The organism is Paenibacillus sp. BC26, from assembly GCF_900116125.1.
In the GTDB taxonomy this organism is placed as follows: domain Bacteria; phylum Bacillota; class Bacilli; order Paenibacillales; family Paenibacillaceae; genus Paenibacillus_Z; species Paenibacillus_Z lignilyticus.
In genome coordinates this window covers 131,326-155,934 of the sequence record NZ_FPAD01000004.1, presented here as the reverse complement: position 1 = coordinate 155,934, position 24,609 = coordinate 131,326, and the positions used below count along the sequence as shown (strand labels likewise).

19 protein-coding genes are annotated in these 24,609 nt (G+C 54.4%); 15 read left to right on the top strand and 4 right to left on the bottom strand.

From position 1 onward, the window contains the following. Positions 1-29: 29 nt before the first annotated feature. The gene (gene acnA, locus BM412_RS24280) at positions 30-2,747 is read right to left on the bottom strand and encodes an aconitate hydratase AcnA (protein WP_091224116.1); all 2,718 of its coding nucleotides are present in this window, start codon (positions 2,745-2,747) and stop codon (positions 30-32) included. A gap of 303 nt (positions 2,748-3,050) precedes the next feature. Between acnA and BM412_RS24275 the strand changes: the two genes are divergently transcribed. From BM412_RS24275 to BM412_RS24240, 8 genes are all read left to right on the top strand, one after another. Further along, positions 3,051-4,259 (top strand): amidase domain-containing protein, encoded by a 1,209-nt coding sequence (locus tag BM412_RS24275; protein ID WP_256256568.1) that lies wholly within the window; start codon positions 3,051-3,053, stop codon positions 4,257-4,259. Between the two features lie 72 nt (positions 4,260-4,331). Continuing rightward, positions 4,332-5,525 (top strand): D-alanine--D-alanine ligase, encoded by a 1,194-nt coding sequence (locus BM412_RS24270; RefSeq protein WP_091224115.1) that lies wholly within the window; start codon positions 4,332-4,334, stop codon positions 5,523-5,525. 160 nt (positions 5,526-5,685) lie between these two features. Then, positions 5,686-6,003: a hypothetical protein gene (locus tag BM412_RS24265; RefSeq protein ID WP_090978819.1), complete on the top strand. Its 318-nt coding sequence runs from the start codon at positions 5,686-5,688 to the stop codon at positions 6,001-6,003. Continuing rightward, positions 6,000-7,001, top strand: a complete 1,002-nt coding sequence (uvsE, locus tag BM412_RS24260; RefSeq protein WP_091224114.1) for a UV DNA damage repair endonuclease UvsE — start codon at positions 6,000-6,002, stop codon at positions 6,999-7,001. Before BM412_RS24265 ends, uvsE begins: the two co-directional genes overlap by 4 nt. Positions 7,002-7,147: 146 nt before the next feature. Continuing rightward, positions 7,148-7,918, top strand: a complete 771-nt coding sequence (gene fabI / locus BM412_RS24255) for an enoyl-ACP reductase FabI (protein WP_090978824.1) — start codon at positions 7,148-7,150, stop codon at positions 7,916-7,918. Positions 7,919-8,933: 1,015 nt separating this feature from the next. Then, complete coding sequence (locus BM412_RS24250; RefSeq protein ID WP_091224113.1) at positions 8,934-9,776, top strand: inositol monophosphatase family protein; 843 nt, start codon at positions 8,934-8,936, stop codon at positions 9,774-9,776. A 99-nt stretch (positions 9,777-9,875) separates the two neighbouring features. Next, positions 9,876-10,286: a GntR family transcriptional regulator gene (locus BM412_RS24245; RefSeq protein WP_091224112.1), complete on the top strand. Its 411-nt coding sequence runs from the start codon at positions 9,876-9,878 to the stop codon at positions 10,284-10,286. Further along, the gene (locus BM412_RS24240) at positions 10,283-10,978 is read left to right on the top strand and encodes a DUF5808 domain-containing protein (RefSeq protein ID WP_091224111.1); all 696 of its coding nucleotides are present in this window, start codon (positions 10,283-10,285) and stop codon (positions 10,976-10,978) included. Before BM412_RS24245 ends, BM412_RS24240 begins: the two co-directional genes overlap by 4 nt. Before the next feature lie 617 nt (positions 10,979-11,595). Here BM412_RS24240 and BM412_RS24230 read toward each other — a convergent pair. Beyond that, entirely contained in the window at positions 11,596-12,912 is a 1,317-nt protein-coding gene (locus BM412_RS24230; RefSeq protein WP_091224109.1) for a glutamate-1-semialdehyde 2,1-aminomutase, read from the bottom strand. A 180-nt stretch (positions 12,913-13,092) separates the two neighbouring features. Beyond that, complete coding sequence (locus BM412_RS24225) at positions 13,093-14,169, bottom strand: LCP family protein (RefSeq protein ID WP_091224108.1); 1,077 nt, start codon at positions 14,167-14,169, stop codon at positions 13,093-13,095. Between the two features lie 259 nt (positions 14,170-14,428). Here BM412_RS24225 and BM412_RS24220 point away from each other — a divergent pair, with 259 nt between their 5' ends. The 4 genes from BM412_RS24220 to bcp are packed head-to-tail and all read left to right on the top strand — an operon-like array spanning position 14,429 to position 17,636. Continuing rightward, on the top strand, positions 14,429-15,547 hold the full coding sequence (locus BM412_RS24220; RefSeq protein WP_091224107.1) for an ABC transporter ATP-binding protein: 1,119 nt from the start codon (positions 14,429-14,431) through the stop codon (positions 15,545-15,547). After that, a complete protein-coding gene (locus BM412_RS24215) occupies positions 15,544-16,338 on the top strand; it encodes an ABC transporter permease (RefSeq protein WP_091224106.1) in 795 nt (264 codons plus the stop codon). The genes BM412_RS24220 and BM412_RS24215 overlap by 4 nt, the downstream gene beginning before the upstream one ends. 4 nt (positions 16,339-16,342) lie before the next feature. Further along, a complete protein-coding gene (locus tag BM412_RS24210) occupies positions 16,343-17,134 on the top strand; it encodes an ABC transporter permease (protein ID WP_091224105.1) in 792 nt (263 codons plus the stop codon). A gap of 19 nt (positions 17,135-17,153) precedes the next feature. Further along, positions 17,154-17,636, top strand: coding sequence for a thioredoxin-dependent thiol peroxidase (gene bcp / locus BM412_RS24205; RefSeq protein WP_091224104.1), 483 nt, complete (start codon positions 17,154-17,156; stop codon positions 17,634-17,636). A gap of 897 nt (positions 17,637-18,533) precedes the next feature. Here the strand turns inward: bcp and BM412_RS24200 are convergent. Then, on the bottom strand, positions 18,534-19,094 hold the full coding sequence (locus BM412_RS24200) for a GNAT family N-acetyltransferase (protein WP_091224103.1): 561 nt from the start codon (positions 19,092-19,094) through the stop codon (positions 18,534-18,536). Positions 19,095-19,269: 175 nt separating this feature from the next. On the opposite strand from BM412_RS24200, the gene BM412_RS24195 reads away from it, so the two are divergent. The 3 genes from BM412_RS24195 to BM412_RS24185 are packed head-to-tail and all read left to right on the top strand — an operon-like array spanning position 19,270 to position 24,558. Further along, complete coding sequence (locus BM412_RS24195) at positions 19,270-20,319, top strand: AAA family ATPase (RefSeq protein WP_256256567.1); 1,050 nt, start codon at positions 19,270-19,272, stop codon at positions 20,317-20,319. Beyond that, the gene (locus BM412_RS24190) at positions 20,316-21,854 is read left to right on the top strand and encodes a DUF58 domain-containing protein (protein ID WP_091224102.1); all 1,539 of its coding nucleotides are present in this window, start codon (positions 20,316-20,318) and stop codon (positions 21,852-21,854) included. Before BM412_RS24195 ends, BM412_RS24190 begins: the two co-directional genes overlap by 4 nt. Continuing rightward, the gene (locus BM412_RS24185; RefSeq protein WP_256256566.1) at positions 21,832-24,558 is read left to right on the top strand and encodes a transglutaminase-like domain-containing protein; all 2,727 of its coding nucleotides are present in this window, start codon (positions 21,832-21,834) and stop codon (positions 24,556-24,558) included. Before BM412_RS24190 ends, BM412_RS24185 begins: the two co-directional genes overlap by 23 nt. Positions 24,559-24,609 lie beyond the last annotated feature (51 nt).

Here is a 24,609-nt window from a genome sequence, read left to right as displayed (position 1 = left end):
GCGGACCCGCTTATCGGTTATTGCCGGAATTACTTGTTGTTTGCTGCGATCATTTGACGGAGAACGGTTTGAAGAATACCGCTGTTCCGGTAGTAATCGACATCCACCATGGAGTCGAGACGAACGATAGCCGGGAATTCGAACGTTGTTCCGTCTTCGCGAGTAGCGACTACTTGAACCGTTTGACTTGGCAGCACATCGTTGCTCAGTCCCACGATATCGAATGTTTCGCGGCCTGTGATGTTCAATGTTTTCCAGCTCGTTCCAGCTTGGAATTGCAACGGCAGTACGCCCATGCCTACCAAGTTGGAGCGGTGGATACGCTCGAAGCTTTCTGCGATAACGGCTTTCACGCCGAGCAGGAACGTACCTTTTGCCGCCCAGTCACGGGAGCTTCCTGTTCCGTACTCTTTACCAGCGATAACGACAAGGTTCTTGTTGTTCTTCTGGTACAGCATGGAAGCATCGTAGATCGACATGACTTCTTCGGTTGGCAGGTAAGTCGTTACGCCGCCCTCTGTGCCCGGAGCCACTTGGTTACGAATACGAATGTTGGCGAATGTGCCGCGCATCATAACTTCATGGTTACCGCGACGGGAACCGTAGGAGTTGAAATCGACTCTGTCTACGCCGTGTTTGATCAGGTATTCGCCTGCAGGGCTGTCAGCTTTGATGTTACCAGCCGGCGAAATATGGTCAGTCGTAACGGAATCGCCAAGAAGCGCGAGTACGCTCGAACCTTTGATATCTTCAATGTCGCCGATGTCAGCGCCAAGGCCTTCGAAGAACGGCGGGTTCTGGATATAAGTGGATTTATCATCCCACTCATAGCTTTCGCCAGTCGGTACATCGATTGCGTTCCAACGCTCATTCTGCGTAAATACGTTCGCGTATTTGTCGCGGAACATGTCAGGGCTCATCGCTGCGGCAATGGTATCCGCGATTTCTTTGGATGTTGGCCAGATGTCTTTCAAGTATACAGGCTCGTTCTTGCTGTCGTAACCGATTGGATCGGAGGACAGGTCGATGTTCACAGTACCTGCAAGAGCGTAAGCAACAACAAGCGGCGGAGATGCCAGGTAGTTGGCTTTCACTTGTGCGTGAACGCGGCCTTCAAAGTTACGGTTACCGGAAAGAACAGCCGCAACCGTCATATCGTTATCCGCGATCGCTTTGCTTACTTCATCCGGAAGCGGACCGGAGTTACCGATACAAGTTGCGCAGCCATAGCCTGCAACGTGGAAGCCAAGTGCTTCAAGGGACTCAAGCAGGTTCGCTCTCTTCAGGTACTCGGTAACAACCAGGGAACCCGGTGTTAGGGAGCTCTTCACGTAAGCCGGTTTCTTCAAACCGCGCTCAACGGCTTTCTTCGCTACGAGTGCAGCACCGAGCATAACACTTGGGTTGGACGTATTCGTACAGCTGGTGATCGCTGCGATTACAACTGCGCCCGTACCCATTTTGCTAACTTGGCCGTTCGTGTGTTTCACTTCAACGAACTCTTCGATCTTGTTGTCGCTCAGACCGTAGCCGCCTTTGTCGATCGGTGTGCGGATAATGCTGTTGAACGCTTCTTTCATGTTCGTCAGCTCAACGCGGTCTTGCGGACGCTTAGGACCTGCAAGGGAAGGTACGATTGTGGACAAGTCCAGCTCTACGATGTCGGAGAATGCAGGCTCCGGCGTATCGTCTGTACGGAACATGCCTTGTGCTTTGTAGTAAGCTTCAACGAGTGCGATTTGTTCTTCTTCACGGCCGGTAGCACGCAGGAAGTTAAGCGTTTCGCTGTCAACCGGGAAGAAACCGACTGTAGCGCCATACTCAGGAGCCATGTTGGCAACTGTTGCGCGGTCAGCGAGGCTGATGTTGGACAAACCAGGGCCGAAGAACTCGACGAATTTGCCAACTACGCCTTTCTTACGAAGGATTTGCGTAACTGTCAGGGCAAGGTCAGTCGCTGTAGCGCCTTCTGCCAAGCTGCCTGTCAGACGGAAGCCGATAACTTCCGGTGTAACGAAGTAAAGCGGTTGGCCAAGCATACCTGCTTCTGCCTCGATACCGCCAACGCCCCAGCCGACTACGCCAAGGCCGTTGATCATCGTAGTATGGGAATCCGTACCTACAAGGGAATCCGGGTAAACGACAGTTTCGCCGTCAATGGATTTCGTTGCTGCAACGGAAGCCAAGTACTCTAGGTTAACTTGGTGAACGATACCCGTGCCCGGTGGCACTGCGCGGAAGTTCTCGAATGCCGTTTGCGCCCAACGCAAGAAGCGGTAACGCTCTCCGTTACGTTTGAACTCGATGTCTGTATTGTATTCAAGTGCTTCAGGAGTACCGAAAGCATCAACCATAACCGAGTGGTCGATTACAAGGTCAACCGGAACGAGCGGGTTGATTTGTTTCGGGTCGCCGCCTGATTTCTTCACGGTATCGCGCATTGCTGCCAGATCGACTACAACCGGTACGCCGGTGAAGTCCTGCAGTACGATACGTGCGGGGATGAAAGGAATTTCTTTGTCTTCGCGGCCATCAGCCCAAGTTGCAAGCTGCTTGACATGTTCTTTCGTGATTGCGCGGCCGTCGAATTGACGGACAGCTGCCTCAAGAAGCACTTTGATGGAGAAAGGGAGCTTCGAGATTTTTCCCAGGCCTTGCTCTTCCAGACCGCCCAAACGGTAGTAAGCATAAGGCTTACCGCCGACTTCAAGCGATTCGCGAACGGAGTATTCGTTTTGATGTGTCATTTGCAATTCGCGCCTCCTTGGCATCCATAATCATTTTGTGGTTTCACTGTGTGAAACACAATTTCAAAAAACATTTGATACCCTAAGTATAGCGTTTTTTATTCCATTTAGAAAGTCCAAATATCACCTTCCGGTGAAGATGTTTCGCCCGTTTTTACATGAATTCGCCCGCCTGCACATATAATGAACCAACTTTATCGGTCCAAGGAAAAATACGGCTATAGTTATGCATGAACCGTTCACGCACGCATCCGGTGTTCGGTTCCGTGCTGTCCTAATGGCAGAACAAGGAGGGGAACCAGCGTGCCGCGAACGCGAATATGGGTCGGAAGCAACAAACCTGCAGCTCCCGCAAAAAGCACGGTGCAGAGCCGGGCGACTCTACTGGGAGCGGAACCGAGAAGCAGCGGCAAGCCGAGCCGCAGCCGCGAGCCTAAGTCGGAGTCGCCATCCCGGGTGTCAGCGCAGCAGTCTCAGCCGGAAGGCTGGAAGGCTGCTGTTCATCGCTACGTCAAGCTGTACAATCAGGCCGAGATCGACCGCTATGCGCCGCCGTTCGAAGAGATCATCCGCGACGAGGATCACTTGCATCGGTTTACGCAGCGGCTGGACCGGCTGCGTGAGCAGGAGCTGCTTCGCGGCGTTCTTCCTTCGCGCAGCGAAACGAGCGCCGAGCTTATCCGGATCAGCGAGTCCAGCTCGCGGTCGGAGGTGGTGGTGCTTATTGAGCTGCGCATCAAACGAACAATTGATCATAATGGACGTACGTATCAGGAGGAACGCTGTGATCGTGAACGGCTGTGGCTGAGCGCCGAGGGAGACGAATACGTAATCTCCCGTATTGAACCAATCGTCTCGGAGCGGCGGCCGCGCTACAGCTCGTCCGATGCTATCCTTGCCGCTGAGCTGATGCAGGAGCGGGAAGCTACTGCCGGCAGTCAGCAGCAATCCATACCTTATATAAATTATGATGTTTTGCCGTTTTTCAAACATACTCGGGCAGGTGTCAGATATAGGAGGGATTTGGCGGCCGCTTATGCCGATCGTTGGTGGAACGAACCTAATCCCGCGTACGAGAATTTTGAGGTGAATTGCACGAATTACGTGTCCCAATGCCTCTTTGCAGGCAGCGCACCGATGAACTATACTGGTAAAAGGGATTCCGGCTGGTGGTACCGCGGCTTCAGCGGCGGCCGAGAAAATTGGAGCTACAGCTGGGCTGTATCCAATGCGCTGAAGACTTATTTGTCGGCTCCTCACAGCTCTGCTTTGCGAGCGACTGTCGTCGATTCCGCCGATCAGCTTGCCCTTGGCGATATTATCACGTATGACTGGAGCGGCGATAACCGTTTCCAGCATAGTACGGTTGTGACTGCATTCGATGCAGCCGGCATGCCGCTTGTGAACGCCAACACGGTTGCAAGCCGTCACCGATATTGGGATTATCAGGATTCCTATGCATGGACGGAGCAGACGAAATACCGTTTTTTTCATATTGCGGATGAGTTTTAACCTGCGCATTAACCCAGGAGAGTATGACAACCCATAAGCATGGGAATTTTAACATAACCGGAGGACTGAATCATGGGGGAGAAAGTGCGCGTAGGACTTGTTTACGGAGGGCGCTCAGGCGAGCACGAGGTCTCTCTACAAACCGCTCTTGCGGTCATGAAAGCTTTTGACTACAGCAAATACGAAATTAAACCTTTCTATATCGGAAAAGACGGCGAATGGCGCGCAGGGGATACACTGCTGGCTCCGCCAAGCGCTCTGGAGCAGCTGCGACTTGCCGGAGGCGACGCGATCATCGGTACCGGAGCACTTATGCCGGTATTCGGAGGTCAGTCTCCGGAGATTCCGGATGCTTCGATCGACATCTCCTCGGTAGCCGGGGCAGTGAAGATATCTTCCGTGGGCCAACAAGTCGATGCGGTTGAAACGGCTGACGAGGGTCAGATCGACGTCGTATTCCCGCTGCTGCACGGTACCTTCGGGGAGGACGGCACGATTCAAGGTTTGTTCGAGATGGCGAACATTCCATATGTCGGCGCGGGCGTTCTGGCATCGGCAGTGGGCATGGACAAAATCACGATGAAGAAAGTTTTCGCGCAAGAAGGCTTGCCCCAGTGCGTGTACCGCTACTTCAACCGAACGCAGTGGCAGAAGGATTCGGACTTTTACATTATGGAAATTGAAGTTGCACTCGGCTATCCTTGCTTCGTGAAGCCGGCGAACCTTGGTTCCAGCGTGGGCATTTCCAAAGCCCGCAACCGCGAAGAGCTGATCGCGGCCGTGGAGTACGCGCTTCGTTTTGACCGTAAAATCATCGTCGAAGAGTTTGTAGATGCGCGTGAAATTGAAGTGAGCGTGCTTGGCAACGATGAGCCGCGTGCTTCCGTCGTCGGCGAAATTACGTCTTCAAGCGAGTTCTACGACTATAAAGCGAAATACATCGATGGAAAATCGATGATGCATATTCCGGCCAACATTCCGGCTGAAGTATCGGATTCCGTACGCGAAATGGCGCTTCGTGCGTTCCTTGCGATTGACGGCTCCGGATTGTCGCGCGTCGACTTCTTCCTGCGCAAGGAAGACGGCCAGCTGTTTATCAATGAAGTGAATACGATGCCGGGCTTTACGCCATACAGCATGTATCCACTGATGTGGAAGGAAAGCGGCGTTCCGTATACGGAACTTCTCGATACCCTGATCGCGCTTGCGATCGAGCGTCATGCAGAAAAGCAACTGATCGATTATAGCGGAGGAACGCCGGCTTAAGGGCTGGTTTTCCCCGTTTTTTTGTAGTCATTACATAGGTAGGCTCGCGTTGGCGAGGCTAGTGTGAAGCGACCGCCGGGCTCGCTGGGCTGCAGCCTACGTACAAGCTCACAGCGACCGAGGATTATACCACACTTTATTAACTATTGGAGGTTTGTTCATGGGATTCCAAACCGAGTTTAACTCCGTATGCAAATTCAAATCCAAGCAAGAGCTGTACGAGCTGCTGGAGTACGGCCGGGGCAAAATGGTAAAGAGCGGCTTCCGCGTATACCCAACCGGTCAGAAGGTTATTGCTTACACGCCGGAGAACGAAGCGATCGCAATCGTGAAAATCCGCGTGTCCATTGCCGAAATTAATTTTCAAGGCGAGGAAGTTACGGAAGTGGAGATGGAGCTTGTTCGTAAGCTGACGGAGGAAGAAGCGCGCGTGCAGACGGCGCTGGCTTATGAAATGTTCTTCGGGGATCAGGCATGATTGTTCGCTTCGGCTTCGTTGCCATGAGCGTATTGCTCGATAACGCTTCTCCTTCGCGGACCATGACGTATGCGACATTTTCCAAGCTGGATGATCGCGAGGCTGCGCTTCGCAGACTGGAGCGGATCGCGGAGGATAATCTTCGCACCACGCTACGCTTAATGAGGCACTGCGTCGGTCATGATGTGTTTGTGTACCGCATGACCTCGAAGATCATTCCGCTTGCTACCCATGATGCGCTGAAAGATTGGAACCCGTATCCGCCGCTGGAGCAAGCTTTTGCCGAAATCGGGCAGTATGCGAAGGAGAAGGGGATGCGGCTTTCCTTTCATCCGGACCACTTCTGCGTATTCAGCACGCCTAGACCGGAGGTGCTGGCGAAGTCCAAGGAGGATTTGGAGTATCACGTTCGGATGCTGGAGCATATGGGACTCGACGAGTCCGCCAAGTGCAACATCCATGTCGGCGGTGCATACGGGGACAAGCCTGCGTCTGCGGAGCGGTTCGTGCAGCAGTTCGGTCAGTTGGACAATCGGATCCGCAACCGGGTCACGCTTGAAAATGACGACAAAACGTTTACCGTCCGTGAAACGCTCGGCGCTGCCGAAGCGGTCGGAACGCCGATGGTGCTGGATATCCATCATCATGCGGTCAACGACGGGGGCGAAACGGACAGTACGCTGTATGGCGAGTTGTGGCCGCGCATTCTGCGGACATGGACGGGGCCGGACGGACAGCCGTTGGCATTGCCGCCAAAGCTGCATGTATCCAGTCCGAAGAGCGAGCGCGATCCGCGCGGCCATGCCGACAATGTCGACGTGGGCCCGCTGCTGCGATTTCTGCGTGAAACGGCCGGCTCGATCGATCAGCTGGACGTCATGATCGAAGCGAAGCAGAAGGATGCGGCGCTGCTGCAGCTCATGGCGGATATGCGCCAGCTGGAAGCCGAAGGGGCAGGCATTCGTGTCATCAACGGCGGAAGTATCGAGATAACCTAAGGGACAGGAAAAGCTTGATCTTTTCAGTGCCTTAGGTTATTTTTGGTTAAGGAAGCGCTATCATTTCTGGAGAATTTCCTAAGGTGCAATCACACCCTGGTCAATCATCATGGACTCACAAATATTCTCGAGAGGATTGTGAAACGATGAATGGATTATTAGCAGGGAAAAATGTGCTTGTTATGGGTGTGGCGAATGACCGCAGTATTGCCTGGGCGATCGCTCAGTCGCTTGCTGCGCAGGGGGCTCGCCTAGCTTTTACATACGAGAATGAGCGCGTAGAGGAGCGGGTACGCAAGCTGGCGGAGACCATTCCGGGTTCTTTGTTCCTCCAATGCAATGTTACGGTGGATGAAGAAATCGAATCGCTTGCGGTTCAACTGAAAGAGTCGTTCGGCGTGCTGCATGGCTTGGTTCACAGCATCGCATTCGCGAAAACAGAGGAGCTTGACGGCATGTTCGTCGACACTTCGCGTGCCGGCTTCGCGCTGGCGCATGACATCAGTGCTTACTCGCTTGCGGCTGTAGCTCAGCGCGTATATCCGCTGATGACCGAAGGCGGCAGCATCATGACGATGACGTACCTCGGTGCCGAACGCGCGCTTCGCAACTACAATGTCATGGGCGTGGCGAAGGCGGCTTTGGAAGCTTCCGTTCGTTATCTCGCTGCAGATTTGGGGCCGCACAACATTCGAGTCAACGCGGTTTCGGCAGGTCCAATCCGGACGCTGGCTGCCAAAGGGATCAAGGATTTCAACTCGATCCTTCGCCAAGTGGAGGAGAAATCCCCTCTTCGCAAAACGACGGAAGCAGCAGAAGTCGGCGATACGGCAATGTTCCTGCTCAGCCATCTGTCCCGCGGCATTACAGGCGAAATCATTTATGTGGATAACGGATACAATATCGTCGGGGTATAAGGTAGGCGCGTAATAGAGAGGCGATTCTTGAGGGAAGTCGGCGGATGCCGAGTTCTTTTCGGGGGTCGTCTTTTCTTGTTTTATGTGAGGATTGCGATACAAAATGTATTTTATTAGGTGCTACTAATGGCTGAATAAGAGAAATTATTAACATAGACTGCCAATGTTCGTGTTGTAACGACATGAAAATGCTACTATTCCTCGAGAAAATGCTGTGAATATGAGGATTTATGGATCAATATAAAATATTTTTACGTAAAACACCTTTCGACATCCTTTTATGTGTGAAAATTGTATGATTATGGAAGAGAGATCTTATTGGCTTTCGGGCAATTAGCCCTAGTTTCCTTGCTGTAGTGAATATAAATGACATAATGGAGGGGTCGAACGGTTATGTTATACGCTGCAAAAGACGAAGCCAAAGAAATAGAATGGGTAATCATATTGCTCCAATCCCAAGCTCTAGGTGAAACCATTGAAAAGGTGAAACAGTGTATGGAGAAATGTAATAGTAATCGTGTGAACGACTCCGATAAGCAGGCAAATTAGCGGTGGAAGTCGAGTTTGCGATTTCTAAGTCTGGGGGATAACAGAAAGCCGCTGTTATTCGTGATTATTCGACATTTTAAGTCTGGTAAGCTCGGTGAGTAGTAGCAAACAAGCAGTTGAATTGGAGAATTTGAATTCAGTTGCAAAAAAGCATCATTCGACACATTCTTGTATACAACTTGTATCTTTTCCCTGGGAGAAAATATGAACTGCTCTTAAGTGAAATTATGGATGAATACGAAATGCGATTATTCAAACGCAGAGCGACTGTAGACGCTAAAACCTCGTATTGCCATGGCTTTGGCAGTAGGGGGTTTTCTTTATGGGATCACTGCTGGCATTTGTAATGTTAATTAGAGTAAAATAGGTAAGATGTTGAACTTGACTTTGAACGAAACTTTGCACAAACACTAACGTATAGTAGTAAAGCATTTATGAACTCATAGGAAAGTAGCGTGGTTTAACCATGAGTGAGCAGGTTGTCGGAGGTAAGAGCTTTACCGCTGTCGCGATTAACTGTGCAGCGAAGGCCGGAGAATGGATTAAGACGAAGCTTGGCAATCATACAAGCCTTTCGCTAAAATATTCAGCACAAGACTTGGTTACGGAAGTGGACAAAGGCGCGGAGACGATGATCCGCAATTTGGTGATGACGCATTTCCCTCAGCATTCTTTTCTGGGTGAGGAAGGCGTGCAGCCGGGACCGGAGGCATCGACTAAGGCGCTGCAAAGCGTACGAGATGCAGAGTATCTGTGGATCGTAGATCCGCTGGACGGAACGACGAATTTCGTACATAGCTTCCCGTTCTTCTCGGTATCGATTGCGCTTGCGCATAAAGGCGAAGTTATCGTTGGCGTGGTGTATGATCCCATTCGAGACGAGTTGTTCGTGGCCGAGAAGGGCAAGGGCGCTTATGTGCGCGGTCGCCGCATGGGGGTTTCCGCGGAGGAAACGCTGCGTGACAGCTTGATCGCGACAGGCTTCCCGGCGGATCAGCAGTATGCGCTTCCGCTCAATATGAAAGGGCTTCAAGCGTTGGTACCGCAGGTGCGGAATATTCGTTCCGGCGGCTCGGCGGCGCTGCATATGGCTTATGTTGCATCCGGGCGCCTCAGCGGTTTCTGGGAGATCGGCCTGAATTCATGGGATTTGGCGGCGGGCTCGCTGCTGATTACAGAATCCGGCGGACGGGTAACAGATGTAAAAGGCAGTCCATATGATCTGGGTGTACGCCATGTGGCAGCTTCAAACGGACATATTCACGACGAGTTTGTGCAAGCGCTCCAGCAAGCGGAATCAGGCAGCTAAGTTTCGAGAACGTCTCTGCAACCGTCAAGTATGACGGGAGAAGAGGCGTTCTTTTGCATATGATAGCGTAGGGAGCTTTCATGAGGGGAGGCGGGCAGGATGTTTATTGAGCTCGATGTGCACGGAGACGTGCCGCTTCAGGAGCAAATTGCGCACCAAATCATAGCGGGCATTGCCTCCGGAACACTGAAGCCCGGCAAAACCTTGCCTTCGGCAAGGCGGCTGGCTTCGGATCTAAGGGTAAAATCAACGGTTGTTCATAAAGCTTATCATACGCTGATGGAGGAAGGCTTTCTGCAGGAGCGGTATGATGGCAAATTAGGCGTACTCATCCCTGCACTTAACGAAATGCCGCGCGTGACGGACGGCTACAAGGAACGGCTTGCAAAGCAGCTGCGTGCATTAGCGGCGGAAGGCCGGGCCAGAGGGATGACGGAAGCTGAATTCAGCAAAGCTTGTCTGAACATATATCGAAGCGATTTGACGAGGATGGGAGATTCACTGGAATGAGCACGAATCACAAACAGTCGGTTGCACCCGGCTGGTATTTGCTTCAAGTGGCCTTAATTGCGGTATCGGCCATATCCGCTGTATTGCTGTGGGATCAAATTCCCGATAAGCTCGCGGTGCATTACAATATTACCTTTCACCCCGACCGCTATGCTGCGAAGGGTTTCGGTCCGGTGTTCCTGTTTAACATCGTGCAGCTGTTTCTGCTCGCCATCATGATGGGAGCGGATTACGCTGTAAAGCATGCGAAGCAGCAAACGGGACCGGAGATGACGAACGAGAAAAGCCGGCAATTTCGGTATGCGAACAGTGTTTTTCTGTATGGACTGTCGCTCTTGCTCGTCTTGTACTTCAGTTATGTACAAGCCACTACGCTGTACGGCTGGTCGAGACCGCTTCTTCTCATTGGAACGATAGCCTTGTTTCTGCTGATTATTGGGGGCTTAGCTTTTCTGATCATCTATATCAGGAGGCTGCGGTTATCGCAGCAGAGTGAGGGCGATCTGGGAGAAGAGGGACGCTGGATGGCAGGCGGCATCTATTATAATCCCCAGGACCCGTCCATATTTGTGCCTAAGAAATATGGCATCGGTTGGACATTGAATTTCGGGAGGCCGATGGGATGGCTGGTGATCGCGACGTTGTTCGCGATTCCGTTCCTTATAGCCGGCGTGGTGGCGCTGATGGAATAACGGTTCATTGGCACGAAGGTTTTTTTGTGAAAATGATTATGACTTATTGCGCTCGCTTATACTTAGGATGGCGTGAACGTGATGGAGAAGCTTTTTTTCTCAAGTGTTCATGACCAACTTGTATGGCTTGCCCTTTTTTCTTTCTTGCCGTGATTATCGTGCTGCGTCGACGCCGCCTTTACATCAACAGCTCTAAGCCGGTGCTTTGTTCGCTAACTTCACGTTTGCCAATCGCACTTTCGATACTCTAACGAATCGTAGAAGCCTTATTTGAGGGAAAATGGCTCAATAATTATTCTAACGAATCACAGAGGTCTTATTTGGCCGAAATGGGCTGAGATACATTGGTTTTGGAGCAAATAAGACCTGTAGGATTCGTTAGAATTTCAAATCGCTGCTTTTTGATGAAATAAGGCTCGTACGATTCGTTAAAATTTCGGGCATCGTAAAGTGAACGTGCGCGATCCCATTTGACCGTTTGCCATGAAGCGAAGCCCTGCCGCCGCGTTTCAAAGTCCGGTCGGACATGAGAAGAAGGCGAAGGGCCCGCCCGGCCCCAAGCCAATTCATACAAAAAAGGCTGAGCAGGAGATCCACTCCTGTTCAGCCTTTTTCATTTACTTCGCCATCGCGGCAAAAGCTTGCTCCGCAGCGGCTATTGTCGCTGCAATATCTTCGTCCGTATGGGCGGTGGTCAGGAACCACGCTTCATACTTGGATGGGGCAAGGCAGATGCCTTGATCCAGCATGAAGCGGAAGAATGCCGCGAACTTCTCGCCGTCCGTATCCTGCGCCTCATCGTAATTGGTAACGGGATGATCGCAGAAATGAGCGGAGAACGAGCCGCGAATACGGTTGATCGTAAGCGCGATACCATGCTTATCCGCTGACGCTTGAAGCGCATCCGCGAGCTGCGCGGCCAAAGCATCCATGCGCTCGTAGGCGCCGGGCTGCTGCAGCACTTCCAAGCAGGCAATCCCGGCGGAGATGGATGCCGGATTGCCGGCCATCGTACCCGCTTGATAAGCAGGTCCGAGCGGCGCGACCTGCTCCATCACATGCTTGCGGCCGCCGTAGGCGCCGATCGGCAAGCCGCCGCCGATGATTTTGCCAAGCGCCGTAAGGTCCGGCTCGATGGCAGCATGATCCGGGAAGGCGTGGTACGTTTGCGCGCTGCCGTAGTGGAAGCGGAAGGCGCTGATGACTTCGTCGTAAATGACAAGCGCGCCGGCATCGCGGGTTATTTTGCACAGCCCCTCAAGGAAGCCCGGCTTAGGCATAACCATGCCGAAGTTGCCGACGATGGGCTCGACCATAACGGCTGCGACCTCGTCGCCGAAGGTGTCGAGCGCGACACGAAGGCCGTCGAGATCATTGAACGGCACCGTGATGACTTCGCTGGCGATGCTGGTTGGTACGCCTGCGCTGTCGGGAATGCCGAGCGTGGAAGGACCGGAGCCTGCCGCAACGAGCACCAGGTCGGAATGGCCGTGATAGCAGCCGGCGAACTTGATGATTTTGCTGCGTTTCGTGTAGGCGCGCGCGACGCGGATGGTCGTCATCACGGCTTCCGTGCCGGAGTTGACGAATCGCACTTTATCCATGGAAGGGATCGCTTCCTTCAGCATGCGCGCCAGTTGAATCTCCAGCTCCGTTGGCGTTCCATAGAGCGTGCCGTTCGTGGCGGCAGTAGTGATCGCCTCCGTGATATGCGGGTGGGCATGACCCGTAATAATCGGTCCGTAGGCACACAAATAATCGATATAGCGATTGTCGTCGACATCCCAGAAATGCGCGCCTTGCGCGCGTTTCATGAAGACAGGCGCACCGCCGCCTACCGCTTTAAACGAGCGGGATGGACTGTTGACGCCGCCGACAATATGCTCAAGCGCTTCGGCATAAAGCTGCTCCGAGCGCGGTCGTTGAATGGACATGGTGAAACCTCCTAACTATTTTACGAGTACGATACACGCGATACGCACGATACTCCTTGCAGGTGTACAACTCCGTACAACCTATACAATACCTTATTGTAACGCTAGAAACTGCAGCAGTACAACCAAAGAGAGGGTGAACGGACCGCCATCGGCCCATTCACCCTCATATTCCTGCGTTTATTTGCTTCCGTTTGCCGTATTCCCGTTCGAGCCGGCATTCGTGCCATTGCTCTCGGTAGCATTGCCGCTGCCGGCAACTGCCGGTGGCGTTGCGGCTGTATCCTTCGTCAGCTCGTCTTGCACGAACTGCAGCAGTTCGTTGTCATCACGTACGGACAGTACGGAAGCGCCGCCGACTTTCTTGTCGCCGATAAGCTCCATAGGAGGCACCTGCGCTTGACCCGCAATGTGGGTTTGAACACCCAGCTGCGAAAGCTTGATCATGTCGGAAACTTCAATGTTGGATTCTACGTAAGGCTGAATGCTGTCCACGATCTTCTTCATCTTCAGCAGGTTCCAGCCGTTCTTCATCTTATCCGCAACCGCGTTGAGCAGCTTGCGCTGGCGTTCGGTACGGGTGAAATCACTCATGGCATCATGACGGAAGCGAACATATTGCAGCGCTGTCGTACCGTCCAGATCCTGAATGCCTTTCTTCAAATGAATGTCGTACCGGTTGCCGTCTGCATTATCGACGTAGTTCATATTCTTCTCAACCTCGAAATTCTGAATGCCGCCGATCGCATCGATCAGAGATTTGAATCCTTCGAAGTCCGTATACACATAATATTGAATATCCAGTCCAAGCAAGCCGCCGATGGTCTTCATGGCCAGGTTAGGACCGCCAAGCGCCAGTGCCGTATTAATCCGGCCATCTTCATGTCCCTCGATATCGACGTACGTATCGCGAAGCACGGAGAACAGATGAGCTTTCTTCGTCACCGGATCCACCGAAACGACCATCATGGAGTCAGAACGAGCGGTTTCGCTTTTCTTCAAGCCGCGGTTGTCGCCGCCCATAATGAGAATGTTGACGCGTTCCGTGCCTTCCCATTCAGGAGGCTTCTCCTCAGCAACCTCTTCGAATTGGCCGAAGCGGGATTCTTCCTTAGGTTTGCTGAAGTTTTCGAGTCCGTTGTAGACGCCGACACCTTGATAAACGAAATAGCCGACTACCAAAGCAACTGCGACGAGTCCGCCAAACAGTGCCCATTTCCAGGGCTTTTTCTTCTTATTTTTCTGGGAGCGTGACATTAAAGTTCTGTTCCTCCTTGTAATAGGTCCGTGTACGGTGGAGAATCCGAAGCCGACGCGGAGCAGGGGTAATGAGTCCTAGTGAGCAGCTATAATTTAGGGTTAGTTGTCCGGTGCCGATAAATTCACTATAGCATTACATATCATAAAATTATAAAATGGTTTGTCGTAGAGAAGCAAGTTTTATCTGATAGAATCGAAAAAGCCAGATATTTCCCAGGAAATGTCGAAGGCGAAGAAGAGAGGAGCTTAGCATCCTATGCTGGCAATAGATGTAAGAGATTTGCGGAAACAGTTCCAGGTTCAGAAGAACCGCGAAGGGCTCGGCGGTGCGCTGAAGGATCTGTTCAAGCGGGAATACAACGATATCACGGCGGTAAAAGACATCACCTTTCAAATCCCTCAAGGGGAGATTTGCGGCTACATAGGCGAGAACGGGGCGGGCAAATCCACGACGATCAAGATGCTGACAGGCATTCTTGTGCCGACCTCCGGCCACCTCAAAGTGAACGGCTACGTTCCATATAAGGAACGGGAAAAATTCGTGCGCGAGATCGGGGTTGTTTTCGGTCAGCGCAGCCAGCTCTGGTGGGATATCGGCGTGATCGAGTCGTTCCAGCTGCTGCGCAAGGTGTATCGCGTACCGGAAGCGGAGTTCCGCGTGCGGCTTGATGAACTCGTGGAACGGCTGCACCTTGGCGATCTTCTTAACCGTCCTGTTCGGAAGCTGAGCCTCGGTCAACGGATGCGCTGTGAGCTTGTTGCTTCACTGCTGCACAACCCATCGATCGTGTTCCTTGATGAGCCGACGATCGGACTGGATATCGTAGTGAAAACGGAGATTCGGGAGTTTCTCAAAAAAATCAACCGCGAGCACGGCACGACCATTCTGCTGACCACCCATGACCTGCAGGATATCGAAGCCCTGTGTTCACGCGTTATCATGCTTGACGATGGACGGATCATCTATGACGGCAGCTTGGAGGAGCTGAAGTCGAGATGGAGCAAAGGCCGCGAGCTGCAATTCCAATTCGGCGAGATGCCTCCGCACGATGTGCTGAAACAGCTGACGGAAGGTTTGGAAGGCGTGCACTGGACGATCGACAACGAGCTGACCGCAACGATGTGGCTGCCGCATGAAGTCAATGTGTCGGACGCCCTTGCCCGCGTAGTCGGCAGCAGGGCGGATATCCGCGATATTAAGATCACGGAGACGAATACCGACGATATCGTTCGCGAGATTTACCAATCCGGCTCCGCATCCACGGAAGCGACAGAGAAGCTGAGCCAAAGCTCCGTAACGGCGGATGCCGTCAATGAAGCTGTCAAAGTGCCGGTCGCTGCCGCTTCGGATAGGGAGAAGGAGCCGCAATCATGAACAGCGCCTACTTAGACCTTATCCGTATTCGGTTTCTTATGATGCTGGCTTATCGCGTCAATTATTACAGCGGTATTGTCATCTACACGATCAATATCGGCGCTTATTATTTCTTGTGGGAAGCGATCTTCGGCGAGCAGAAGGTGCTGGCCGGATTCACGCTGGCCCAAATGACGACCTATGTAGCGGTTTCCTGGATGGCGAGGGCGTTCTACTTCAATAACCTGGACCGTGAAATCGCCAATGAAATCCGTGATGGCAGCGTGGCGGTTCAATTCATCCGGCCCTATAACTATTTGTTCGTGAAGCTCATGCAGGGCTTCGGCGAAGGTTTGTTCCGTTTGCTGCTGTTCATGGGACCCGGACTTGCCATCGTTTGTCTTATTTTCCCGGTGAAGCTGCCGACGGATCCCGGCGTATGGGGCATCTATGTGGTGATGCTGCTGTTCAGCTTCTTAATCAATACGCAAATCAATATGCTCGTGGGTTTGTTTGCTTTCTTCGTTGAGAATAACGAGGGAATGCTGCGGATGAAGCGCGTCGTTGTCGACTTGTTCTCCGGCGTGATCGTGCCGATTTCCTTCTTCCCGGGCTGGCTTGCCGTCACGATGAAATGGCTGCCGTTCCAAGCGATCACTTACCTGCCAAGCTCCGTCTTCACCGGCCGTACGGCAGGCGACGATGTGCTGCGAGTGTTCGGAATTCAACTGATCTGGTTCGTCGTCTTAATCATTCCCATCGCATGGGTGTGGCGTCAGGCGCGGTCCCGATTGTTCGTGCAGGGAGGTTGAGGACATGTTTTATTGGTCGCTTGCAGTGGAGTACATGAAGAACTATGCCAAAACAAAACTAACCTACCGGATGGACTTCTGGGTGGAGCTCTTATCCGACCTGTTGTTCCAAGGGGTCAATCTGATCTTTATCCTGATCGTATTTCAACATACGCCTTCGCTTGGAGGCTGGTCCGAGGCGGAAGTGATTTTCGTCTATGGTTATTTCATGGTGCCGGCAGGCATTTTCGGTGCCGTCTTCAACATCTGGAACTTCAGCGAACGGTATATTGTCAAAGGGGAAATGGACCGCGTCCTAACGCGGCCGGCTTATAATCTGTATCAGGTGCTGCTGGAAAATCTCGATCCGCCGTCCTTGTTCGGTTCGCTTGTCGGCCTTATAATTATGGTGCTTAGCTGGGGAGATTTGGGGCTCGCGTTTTCTTTTACCGACATTATCATGCTTGCCGTGTTTACGATTGGTTCGGTGATGATCTACGCAGGGCTGTTCACCTCGCTGACGGCCATCTCATTCTATTCGGATGCGCCAACGGGTATACTGCCGCTGATGTACAATATTTCGAACTATGGCCGATATCCGGTTAACATTTATAACAAAATCATTCGATTCCTGCTGACGTGGCTGCTTCCGTTTGCCTTCGTCGGCGTCATCCCGGCTTCTTATTTCCTGGAGAAGGATCATGAAGGACTATCGTCGCTTGCGCTCCTTACGCCGGTTGTGGGGATTGTCGTATTCGCGATTGGCCTGACGATCTGGAATCATGGCGTGAAGCGTTACCGGGGTGCGGGATCTTAAGTAGTGGGGGAGAAGTCCGATGGCAAGAGCGATTAAAGCAAAAGCATTCGTAGGGAAAAAAGCACCCGATTTCACGCTGCCCGCCCTGGGCGGACGTGAAATCAGCTTAAGTCAATTTGCGGGCAAGAAGGTGGTCTTGTTCTTCTATCCGAAGGATTTGACGCCGGCTTGCACGCAAGAGTCATGCGATTACCGGGATTCCTATGCAGCCTTCGGCGAATGTAATACGGTTGTGCTCGGCATTAGCATCGACGATGTTCAGACGCATGAGCGGTTTGCGGAGAAATACGAGCTGCCTTACGAGCTGCTGGCAGACCCGGAGCATCGCGTATGCGAGCTGTACGGCGTGTGGCAGATGAAGAAGCTGTACGGCAGAGAGTATATGGGACTCGTTCGCTCGACCTTCCTCATCAATGAGAAAGGCAAGCTGGTACGAGAGTGGCGCAATCTGCGCGTGAAGGGGCATGTGCAAGAGGTGCTCGAGGCAGCGCAGGCGCTGTAGCTTGCCGTAGAAAAGGGTTGTTCGGAAGCCGATTGGCTTCCGGACAACCCTTTTTTGGTAGGTCGGTATGCTTCGGGGGGCGGGGCGACTGGGCGGATAGATGACGCCCCTGCGCATCCGCGTTGCGTTAGACTCTCGGGGAATGCGCTAGCGAACCGAATGGATCGGTAGCTTCTCGTGAGTAAGACATCCGCCCGAATAACGCGCCTCTTGCGGTACTTTAGCTAATCGCGGCATGCAGGCGTCATGGGCTAACGAACCGTACAGCGCTTATTTGTCTGGTTCGTTAGATTTTTTCATACGGTCATTAGTGACCGTTAACATCGATTAATTGTAATTTTAGTTTTCTTGCGGTCATTAGTATCCATAAGCGAGGAAAAAGACAGTTAAAACCGTGAAGTATGCATTCTAATGGTCATTGGTGACCCTAAAAACAGTGAATGTACGTTATTTTTGTTCTAATGGACAAATTTGACCACTTGATAGGTCCGATACGTTGTTGTCCGCGTCTCATCTGTCTAGCGGATCCATTCAAGTACAAGGAACGCTCAGCACCAACCCATCGGAAATAGAAGCCGAGAGTCACAAATGCGAACTCTCAGCCCCTAAACTCCTACAATTGGGCCGCATCCTCAGCCGAAAGTCTCACCAAAACAGACCAATTAGCCGAGTACAACCATGCCATGTAAAAAGAAAACAAGCGAAAACAAATGAATATAAGGATAACTAAGACAGCAGGTACTTCCTCTGGTAACTCTCCGGAATTAGGAAGTCGAACGCAAAGGCATCGCTCACCTCTAGTCGAGCTGTGACCGGAGGTTGGCCGCTAGAGTGTGACCGAGCACCGGGTGCCGCGATGGCACCGCGTGCCGGGAGGCGCGTGCGGTGCGGTATAGTTTACCTTATCTTCGCAAAAATACACGTGTCCCGCCACTCGCTGCCATCAGCAGAGAGGTCCTCGTTCCGCATGATGCCTTCTAGCTCAAAGCCGAGCCGCTGCGGAATCAGCATGCTCCTGGTGTTGAGGGTGTCACAGCGAATCTCCAACCTCCGTGCTTGCAGCTGCTCGAAGGCAAAGCTGCAGATTCCCTCGACGGCTTCGATCATATACCCTTGCCCGCCGTACCGGCTATCGATCCAATACCCGACCTCGAACTTGCGCACATCCCAGTCCAAGCCATGCAAACTTGCCGATGCGATGAAGGTTCCGCATTCTTTAAGAAACACATGCAGGCGAAGATTGTCCCGCTGCAAGAACTTCACGTGAGCCTCGCGAATACCTCGTTCAGCCTCATACTCCGAATGCTCCTCTTGTGCCCATTTCATCCATGGCTTCAGCTCGTTCATCGAGGCATTCAGAGCTTCAAGAACAGCCTTGCCGTCTCCCGGCAATGGCATGCGAATGAACAAACGGTCCGTCGTAAATTCGTTCGGAAAATCAATCATAATGGGATCCATGGCAAACCCTCCATCACATCATCTTACGGAAAGCGTCACGTATGTAAAAATCATCCTACAGCCTGCCCTGTTCCGTGTAAATAGAAACCTGAGGGAAGGTGTAAAGAGAGCGCAGTCTGGCGAAACTATCAACTAGAGGAATTCATAGGTTGGAAGAGTAGGAGATGAAGCTCAAATGATACCGAAACAAATGTCGGAGCAGCCGTATGGCAGCAGAGTGGCGGAGTCGGGGGATAAGGGTTTGCAGCAGGATGCGTGGCCGGAGGCAGCCCAGCAATCCTTGCAGCTGATGATGGCTAGAGTGAATAGTGTGCTGCTTGGCAAGAAAGAAGTCGTCACGCAGGTGTTTAGCAGTCTGCTGGCCGGTGGGCATGTGCTGCTGGAGGATGTCCCGGGAGTCGGCAAAACCCTTCTCGTGCGGGCCATTGCCCGCGTGATGGGAGGCGAGTTCCGCCGCATTCAGTTTACTTCAGATATGCAGCCTGCCGATGTGGTCGGCGGTATGATTTGGGATGGCAAACGAGGCGAGCTCGTATTCCGGCAGGGGCCGCTGATGGCGAACGTCGTGCTTGCCGACGAAATCAACCGGACACCGCCGCGCACGCAGTCCGCGCTGCTTGAAGCGATGGAAGAGCGGAGCGTATCGGCAGATGGCGAGACGCGATTGCTGCCGCAGCCTTTTATGCTGCTCGCTACGCAAAATCCGCTGCGCGACGACGGCACGTACCCGCTGCCTGAGGCGCAGCTTGATCGGTTCATGATGCGGTTGTCGATCGGCTACCCGGCAGCAGAGGATGAGATCGCGATGCTGGAGGGGAAAACCGCGCAGCGGCTGCAGCCGGAATCGCTGCGTCCGGTCATCATCCCGGAGGAATGGCTGCGGATGCAGCGGGATGCGCTGTCCGTTCATGTTCATCCGGCGCTGATGGCCTATGCGGTTCACATTGTCAGTGCGACCAGAACGTCGCAGGATCTGCTGCTTGGCGCCAGTCCGCGGGCAACGCTGGACTGGGTGCGAGCAGCTCAGGCCACGGCTTATATCAGCGGGCGGCGGTTTGTCGTGCCGGATGACTTGAAGCAAACGGCGGAGCATGTGCTTGCGCATCGTCTGCTCGTGCGCGATGAAGCGTTGGTGCGAGGGAAAACCGCCGCCGCGGTGCTTAGCGCCATTATGTCTGCGCAGCCGATTCCGATTCCGTCCGGCGATGGCGGGCGGCGGCGATGAAACGGGCGGAGCAATCGGGGCTGGCTGAGACAGGGCAAGGTCAAGGACAAGGACAAGGACAAGGGCAAGGACCAGTGCAAGGACAAGGACAAGGGCAAAGACCGGTGCAAAGTCAGACAGGACCTGGCCAGGCAGGGCTTGAAAATGCAGCGCCCCTAGAATGGGGCGAAGGGGTGAGGCTGCGCAGTCGCTTCGTGGCGCGCGCAGTGTTGATTCTGCTGCTTGGCGCCAGCATGGCGGCGCTTCATGCGCGAGGGGGCGCAGTGGAGTGGCTGCTTGCTACGGTTACGGCGGCGGTGGCGTTTTGCTGTATTATTTTGCCGTATATGGCGGTAGGGAAAATTACGGTCGAACGCTCCATAGTCGATGCTGAGGGACTATACGACGGAGGAGATATGCAGGTGCTGCTGACGCTGCGGCTTAGCAGGCCCGTGCCTTTCATGTGGCTGGGGATGAGCGAAGCTATCGTACCGGGTACTGCCCAGTCCGGGAAGGGACTGAAGGTGGAGTATGCTTTTCTGCCCGGATTTAAACGCGTATTCCACATTCGTTACTCGGTCCGAGGACTGCGCAGGGGGGAGTTCAAATTCAACCCGCTGCAAGTATCGGCCGGGGATATGCTGGGTTTGACGGTTCGCAAAATCGAAGTGGAGTGTCCGGGAAGTCTGCTTGTTCATGCAATGGCGCCGGCTGGGGAAGCTTTTGCAGACCTGCCGGGTTTCCGGCCAAGTGCGAAGAGCAGCGAGCGCCAGCCTATCGCGTCGCTTGGCGGCCAGATGATAACGGCTGCTGCGCGTGCAAGCCGCGGCGGAGCGGGACCGGATGTGCGCAGCTATATCCCCGGCGATTCGCCTAGGCGAATCGATTGGCGAGCGATGGCCAGAGGGCTCGGGATGCAGACGAGGATCAGCAATGCAGAAGAGGCTGGTCAGCTCATTGTGCTGCTCGATACATCGAAATCCGCATACGGCGCAGACATGAGGCTGTTCGATGCGCATGTCGGACGTGCGGTGCTTGTGATGAGGCAGGCGGTACGGGAAGGCAAAAGCGTTGTCGTGCTGACCACCGATGAATTGGAGCTTGTCGTGCGCGCGGGAGAGAGAAGTACGCTGCTGGCTGCGGAAGAGAAGCTTGCCCGCTTACAGTGGGGAACTTCGCCTCGGAAGCCGATGTCCCAGTGTCTCTCTGACGTTGTGGCGGGAATGCCTCGGGGCTCTGCACTGATTTGCCTGACTGCGGGTACAAAAGGTGCCGGTGCTGTAGCGAGGGAATCCAATGCCTCGGAAAATGTCTTCTACGGCGCCAAGCTCGCGGCTGTGCGGGGCGTGAAGCTGGTGCTGCTGCTTTCTTTTGCAGAGACCGAGGCGGCCCCGGCGGAAGTGAATTGGCGCGCGCGGCTTCAAGGCACGGACTGCAGCGTGAAGGCGCTGCCTGTACCGCTGTCCTACCGGAAACAAGCGCCGGCGATGGCGGAACTCAGTATGACTGCGAACAAGGAAGGAGGCGCCTTGGATGTCAGCACAGCAAGCAGCTAACAGCGGGAACGGCGGGAACGGCGGGAACGGCGGTGCGCAGCTGTCGAGGCGGCAGCGAGAGCGGACGGGGCTGGATTTTTTTCAAATGGGATCGCGCCGACTCGTAACGAGCTTGCTGCTGTTTGGGCTGATCGTGGAATGGCTTCTCCCGCTTGCGCAGCTGAAGGAATATACGGAGCTGTATCAGGTTGAGCCGCTGCTGGCGACCGTCGGTCTGTTTCTCGCTGTCGGTCTTTTTGTGCCTCCGACGTGGTTATCGATTGTGCTCAATAGCATCATTACGATGGGGACGGTGCTTATTCTGTTTCAGGGGCAGTATGCTTCGGGGCTGGATGCGCTGACGGGGTTAGTGCATGCGTTCACCCATGATGTAGGCCAATTGCTCCAGGGGAAAATCGTGCTGAGCGGAGAAATGCGAACGGTGCTGCTAGTCAGCGGGCTTGGGATGATGGCGCTGGCGCTGCAGTCCTTAGTATGGCTAAGGCAGTGGGGGCTTGGGCTTGCCGCGCTGACGGTCGTGTATTTGCTGATGCTGTATGGTTTCTTGGGTCTGCAGGTGTTTCCGAATCTGATGCGCGCGCTTGCGGAAGGATTGCTGCTCGGCGCGCTGGTTACGGTGCCGCGGATGGAGCGTTTAATCGGATCCAATCTGTTCATCCGCGCGAGGGAGGATGGCAACAATCAGATGGCAGGCTGGTCGCTCCCTTGGTGGAACGGCTCAGCATGGATGGTCGTTCTCATACTGGCAGTAGGCATTGGCGCCGTATGGAGCTTAGCGAGACAAACGCCAAACGAGCCTGCCCTGTGGGCTGCGGAAGCCGTAGATTGGGGACAGCAGAAGCTGCTGGAGCATCAGAGCGGGGGAGCGGGGCGACAAAGTCACGTTACTACAGCGGAGGAAGCGATGGCTGCCGAGGGATTAGGCGACTCGGGCATAACCGGGTATGGGATCGATGATCAGGTGCTTGGCGGATCGTTAACACCGGACCGTTCGGTCTTATTCACCGTAGCTTCGAAGGAAGCGACCTACTTGCGTGCCGAAAGCAAATCCGACTATACCGGCAAAGGCTGGGTGCAAAATGTCCACGATTGGCTCACGCTGAACGTCTCGACCTACGAAGCGGAGGAAGACGCGCGTCTGTTGGTGCAAACGATAACCGCCGTTCATCCGACAGCCGGATGGCCGCTGCTGGCAGGCGGAGCGGAGGCGAAGATTACCGCTATCCGGATGCTGGACGGCGAAACGGCTGGCTACCGGCGCGATGCGGCAACGGGAGCGCTCTATCCGATCGATGAGAAGGATCGAGTGGTCAGTTATACGGTGGCGGCTGAGCTGCCCGAACTGGCGCTGGACGAGCTGAGAAAGCTGTCGGCGAGTGTGGAGCCGGTGGCGGGTGGCGCGGGGAGTGCCGGAGAGCAAGTGGGAAGTGATGAAGAGGGTAGTGCGGGGGCAGCAGGAAAAGGTACGGAGGCAGGTGCAGGAGTAGGTGAAAGTGCAAGTGCAGGTGCAGGGGGAAATGCGAGTAGTGCGGAGAACAATGCGGTTAGCGAAGACGGAAAAGGTACGGAGGCAGCGGGGACCCGTGCTTTTGTTGAGACGGTAGCCCTGGAGGATGCGTATACGCAGCTTCCTAAGGAATTGCCTGCGCAGGTTGGCGAGCTGGCTTCGCAGGTTATTGCGGATGCCGGGAATCCGGCGAGCCGCTACGATCAGGTGGAGGCGATCGCGACGTATTTGCGCAGCCGGTACGCGTACACGCTGCAGTCGACGATTCCGGCTGAGGGAGCCGACTTTGTCGATGATTTTCTGTTTCGGCAGCAGCAAGGGTACTGCGTTCATTTTGCATCGGCGATGACCGTCATGCTGCGGACGCAAGGCATCCCCGCGCGTTATGTGAAGGGGTTTGCCCCTGGCGAGCCCGCCCAGCGCGCCGCCGGCGGTGCAGCGGGGCTGTACACCGTGCGTGCGAGTGATGCGCACGCTTGGGTGGAGGTGTTTTTCCCGGGTGTCGGCTGGCTGCCGTTTGAGCCGACGCCGGGTTTTGCGGCACCGGGCAGCGGTGCCGCCGGCGAAGCCCTGTTGCCTGCCGGGGAGGCAGGCAATGGGGCGCAGCCTGACGCGGCCGCTGGCGCAGCCGGGGCTGCGTCCGGCGGCGAAGCCGCAAGCAGCGCCGCCCGCGCAGCGGCGGGGCGCTTGGCAGCGCAGCTGCAGGCGGCGGCGCAGCATGCCGCCGATGCCGCGCAGCGCGGGGCGCATGCCCTCGCGCAGGCGGCGCAAGGCGCCATGGCGGCGAAGCCGTGGGCCATGGCCGCGCTAGCCGCGAGCGCCGCCGGCGCAGCCGGGCTCGCCTTGGCGGCCGCGCGGCGGCGCAAGAGCGAACGCTTCGCGTTCGGAAGCGCGCTGCGCCGCTACGGCAGCGCGCTTCAAGCGGGCCGGCAAACCGCGGCCCGCGGGCACTTCCTCCAGCTCGCGGACGCCTGCTGGCGCGAGCTGTATAGCAGGTGCGGTGCGAAGCCGCTGCACCGAACCACGCGCGAATTCGCGGCGGAGGCGCTGACAGGCCTGCCGCCGGAAACCGCGAAGCTGGTCGCTGAATTTGTGCGCTGGGATGAAGCGGCGCGTTATGACGCGCATTGGCATAACCAGCCAACGCTGCAGCAGATGACCGTGCTTGTCGCCGGCTTACAAGCGCGACAGCCCTAATGAAACAGAAGAAGGCTGGCTCACAAGTGTACGAATACACATGTGAGCCAG